Annotated in this window: 5 protein-coding genes; 2 read left to right on the forward strand and 3 right to left on the reverse strand. The window is 64.6% G+C overall.

The genetic code is table 11. The features are described 5' to 3' along the window. Positions 1-194: 194 nt before the first annotated feature. From GGD63_RS39780 to GGD63_RS39790, 3 genes are all read right to left on the reverse strand, one after another. Positions 195-488, reverse strand: coding sequence for a GIY-YIG nuclease family protein (locus GGD63_RS39780; RefSeq protein WP_246785839.1), 294 nt, complete (start codon positions 486-488; stop codon positions 195-197). A gap of 202 nt (positions 489-690) precedes the next feature. Beyond that, on the reverse strand, positions 691-1,122 hold the full coding sequence (locus tag GGD63_RS39785) for a cytochrome c family protein (protein ID WP_183250641.1): 432 nt from the start codon (positions 1,120-1,122) through the stop codon (positions 691-693). Between the two features lie 100 nt (positions 1,123-1,222). Beyond that, positions 1,223-1,939, reverse strand: coding sequence for a L,D-transpeptidase (locus GGD63_RS39790; protein ID WP_183250642.1), 717 nt, complete (start codon positions 1,937-1,939; stop codon positions 1,223-1,225). Positions 1,940-2,213: 274 nt separating this feature from the next. On the opposite strand from GGD63_RS39790, the gene GGD63_RS39795 reads away from it, so the two are divergent. Then, complete coding sequence (locus GGD63_RS39795; RefSeq protein WP_183250643.1) at positions 2,214-3,266, forward strand: glycosyltransferase family 1 protein; 1,053 nt, start codon at positions 2,214-2,216, stop codon at positions 3,264-3,266. A gap of 33 nt (positions 3,267-3,299) precedes the next feature. Continuing rightward, positions 3,300-3,989, forward strand: coding sequence for a methyltransferase domain-containing protein (locus tag GGD63_RS39800; protein ID WP_183250644.1), 690 nt, complete (start codon positions 3,300-3,302; stop codon positions 3,987-3,989). Positions 3,990-4,184: the final 195 nt, after the last annotated feature.

Consider the following 4,184-nt stretch of genomic DNA (forward strand, 5'->3'; position numbering starts at 1 on the left):
TCAACCGCATCGCCCACGCTCGCTGCCTTCTCGCCTATTATGGTGAAACTCGCCCGACAAAAGCGAATCATTCTCACGCTCTCAGGATGAGGCTACCGGGCATCTGCGGCTTGGTGCAAACGCTTCGGACGGATTAGTGGCCGCACACTCAGCCCTCATCCTGAGGGCCCGCCGCAGGCGGGCGTCTCGAAGGATCATGTGATCCGCGCTTTGCCAACTCGTGCAGCTCTGCAAAAATCGCCGCGCATGAAGGCTTCCTTCTTGGCGCGGCTCCATTTCTTGAGCTTGCGCTCGCATTCGATCGCGTCGGTGATGCGGTCGAACCATTGCGAGAAGACCAGGGTTACGGGGCGACGCGACTTTGTATAGCCCGCGAACGTGCCGGTGTTGTGCTGCGCGATCCTGATTTCGAGCTCGCTTCGTGTCGTGCCGATGTAGTAGCTGCCATCGGCACACCTGAGAATGTAGAGCCACGCGCCTTCGGTCATCGTGCACGCCTCGTCCTTCGAGACGCGCGCAAGGGCGCGCTCCTCAGGATGAGGCTAACTGGCAGCCGGGATTTGGCGCAAGTACCACGGATAGATTGCGGCCCGCACACTCAGCCCTCATCCTGAGGGCCCGCCGCAGGCGGGCGTCTCGAAGGATGCGCCGCGATTCCGATGCAAGCCTCAACACGCGGCGCCGACGCCGTTATTGCCCGCCCGCCGTCTGAAGATACGCAACGATCTTGCCCGCTTCCTCAGCCGAGATGCCGCCATAGGGCTGCATCTTGTTGCCGGACACGACCTCGTCAGGCTTGACCATGAAGCGGGTGAGCTTGTCCTGGTCCCAGGCGAAGCCGGCTTCTTTCATCGACGACGAATAATTGTAGTCCGGCAGCGCGCCGGCCTTGCGTCCGATGATCTTGTTGAGGTTCGGACCGAGGCGGTTGTCGCCTTCCTTCACGGAGTGACAGGTGCGGCAGGCATTGTTGAAGGCCTGCTGAGCCGCCGCGTCGCTCGCCGGCTGCTGTGCGAAGGAGGAGGGGGCAGAAAGGAGCGACGTCAGAGCTCCCACACCCACGATCGCGCGCAGCCATGCGCTCGGCGATGTCTGCTGGCATGGTCGCATCTGCGCCTCCATGGCGAAACGCGCCGCAGCAAGCGCGCGTCAGGATGTCGAGGGCAAACGAAAACGGCCCCGGTGGGTTCCAGGGCCGTTCGCGTCACAATGTCCTGTCGCTTTAGCGCGTCGCAGCGCCGAGGTCGGCTCTGCGTTCCGTCATCGGCAGCACGATCACCTTGGTGCCGACATTGACGCGGGAATAGAGGTCGGTGACGTCGTTGTTGGTCATGCGGATGCAGCCGGAGGAGACGTGCTTGCCGATGGTCTCGGGCGCGTTGGTGCCGTGGATGCGGTAGATGGTGCCGCCGAGATACATGGCGCGGGCCCCTAACGGGTTGCCGGGGCCGCCGGCCATGTGGCGCGGCAAATAGGGCTGGCGGGCGATCATCTCCGGCGGCGGGGTCCAGTCCGGCCACTCGGCCTTCTTGCTCACCGACTGGATGCCGGACCAGGTGAAGCCGTCGCGGCCGACGCCGATGCCGTAGCGCAGCGCCTGGCCGTTACCGAGCACGTAATAAAGATAGGTGTTGGGCGTATCGATGATGATGGTGCCCGGCGCCTCGCGCGTCGCATAGGAAACCGTCTGGCGGCGGAAGCGGGCCGGCATCTCGACGGTGTCCTGATCTTCCGACGGCGCGGCTTGGGAGGGCGCAGCCTGGTAGGGCTGATAGGGCTGGATCGGCTGCGGTGCCGCCATCGGCGGCAGCGGCTGGAAGAACGGGAAGAGCTGCACCGGCGCGGCCTTGGCCGGGCCTGCGAAAGCGATCGCGGAGATCGCGACTGCGCCGAAGGCAACGGCGCGCGAATACGTCTTGAACGTGTCCAGCTTGAACATTGATCGCCCCTGTTTGCGCGGGTGTTTTTGGTCACCCCGGCACCGTTGCGGTGCTCCGTTGCGTAAATCACTAACGGAAACAAGTTTCGGGACGTTTGCGCGGAAAACCGAAAACGGTTTCATCGCGGCAAGGATTGTTTCATGACAGTTTCGTGGCCGCAGGGGTCCGTTAACGAACAAAACAGCGGGCCGACACTTCTATGACGTCACACGCCTGAAATATCCGTGGTTGATGGTCCTAAGCCGAGAATCATCAAACTCTCGGGATTTCCCCATGCGGGTATTAATCGCGACTGACGCCTGGCATCCGCAGGTCAACGGTGTGGTCCGCACCCTGACCTCGCTGGCGAACGCGGCCAAGGCGCTCGATGTCGAGATCGACTTCCTCACCCCGGACGGCTTTCCGTCCTGGCCGCTGCCGACCTATCCGGGTCTGCGTATCGCGCTGCCGAGCGGAAGGGAGATCGCGCGGCGGATCGAGAAGGCGGCGCCCGACGCGCTGCACATCGCGACCGAAGGTCCGATCGGCTGGGCCGCGCGGGCCTATTGCCGGCGCAACCGGCTTGCCTTCACGACCTCCTATACGACCCGCTTTCCGGAATACGTTTCGGTACGGACCGGCATCCCGGCCGCGGTCGGCTATGCCGTGCTGCGCCATTTCCACGATGCCGCCGCGATGACCATGGTGGCGACGCCCTCGCTGCGGCAGGAGTTGTCCGAGCGCGGGTTCAAGCGGCTCGGCTTCTGGACGCGCGGCGTCAACACCGAGCTGTTTCATCCCGATCATCTGGCCAAGCTCGATTTGCCGCGCCCGATCTTCATGACCATGGGCCGCGTCGCGGTGGAGAAGAATCTCGAAGCGTTCCTCTCGCTCGACCTGCCCGGCACCAAGGTGGTCGTCGGCGACGGCCCGCAGAAGGCCGCGCTGGAGAAGAAGTATCCGGACGTAGTCTTCCTCGGCGAGAAGAAGGGCGCCGATCTCACCGCGCATCTTGCCGCCGCCGACGTGTTCGTGTTTCCGAGCCTGACCGACACCTTCGGCGTGGTGCAGCTCGAGGCGCTCGCCTGCGGTACGCCGGTTGCGGCGTTTCCGGTGACGGGTCCCAAGGACGTCATCGCCGATCATCCGATCGGCGCGATCGACCACGATTTGCGTACCGCGTGCCTGCGCGCACTCACCATGTCGCGCGAGACCTGCCGCAACTTCGCGCTGGAGCGTTCCTGGGAGAACAGCGCGCGCCAGTTCGTCGGAAACCTCACCTCACTTCAGCCCAGCCGCGTCCTGCGCGCCTCGCCTCGCATGGCGCGGCGGCCGGTGCGCGGTTGACCTTTCATTGGATCCACAGCGAGAACCTCATCGATGGCTAAGATTATGAACCTTGACGGCACCCAGCAGCTCGACCTTACCCGCGGCACGGTCGAGCAGGCCTACGATCGCTGGGCGCCGGTCTACGATCTCGTGTTCGGCGGCGTGTTCGCCAAGGGCCGGCAGGCTGCGATCGCGGCCACCAACAAGATCGGCGGACGAGTGCTCGAGGTCGGCGTCGGCACCGGCATCTCGTTGCCGCTTTACGCGCCGAACCTGCGCATCTTCGGCACCGACATTTCGGAAGCGATGCTCGACAAGGCGCGCCAGCGCGTCGCCGAGCAGAAGTTGAAGAACGTCGAGGGGCTCGCGGTGATGGACGCCGAGAAGCTCGAATTCCCCGACAATTCGTTCGACGTGGTGATGGCGCAGTACGTCGTCACCGCCGTGCCGAACCCGGAGAAGGCGCTCGACGAATTCGCCCGCGTGCTGCGGCCGGGCGGCGAGCTGATCATCCTCACCCGCGTCAGCGCCGACGCCGGCATGCGCCGCTTCATCGAGCAGAAGCTGCAGCCGGTGGTGCGTCCGCTCGGCTTCCGCACCGCCGAGTTCGCCTGGTCGCGCTACGCCAAATGGCTCGCCGGTGCCAATGGCATCGAGCTTGCCGAGCGCCGCCTGATCCCGCCGCTGGGACACTTCTCGCTGGTGCGTTTCCGCAAGGTGGACGTCGCCAAGGCGGCGTAACTGTCGCTCCTCATGGTGAGGAGGCGCGCAAGCGCCGTCTCGAACCATGAAGGCCTCGCTGCTGCAGCCCGGCCTTCATCCTTCGAGACGCGCGTTCCGCGCTCCTCAGAGCGTGAGATTCTTTTGGTAGGGATCAGTATTTGCCACGGCGGCGATGCTGTGATTCGCTGGAGTTGCGCGCGAAGCAGGGGCTGA

The sequence above is a fragment of the Bradyrhizobium sp. cir1 genome, from assembly GCF_014198245.1.
Classification (GTDB): Bacteria; Pseudomonadota; Alphaproteobacteria; order Rhizobiales; family Xanthobacteraceae; genus Bradyrhizobium.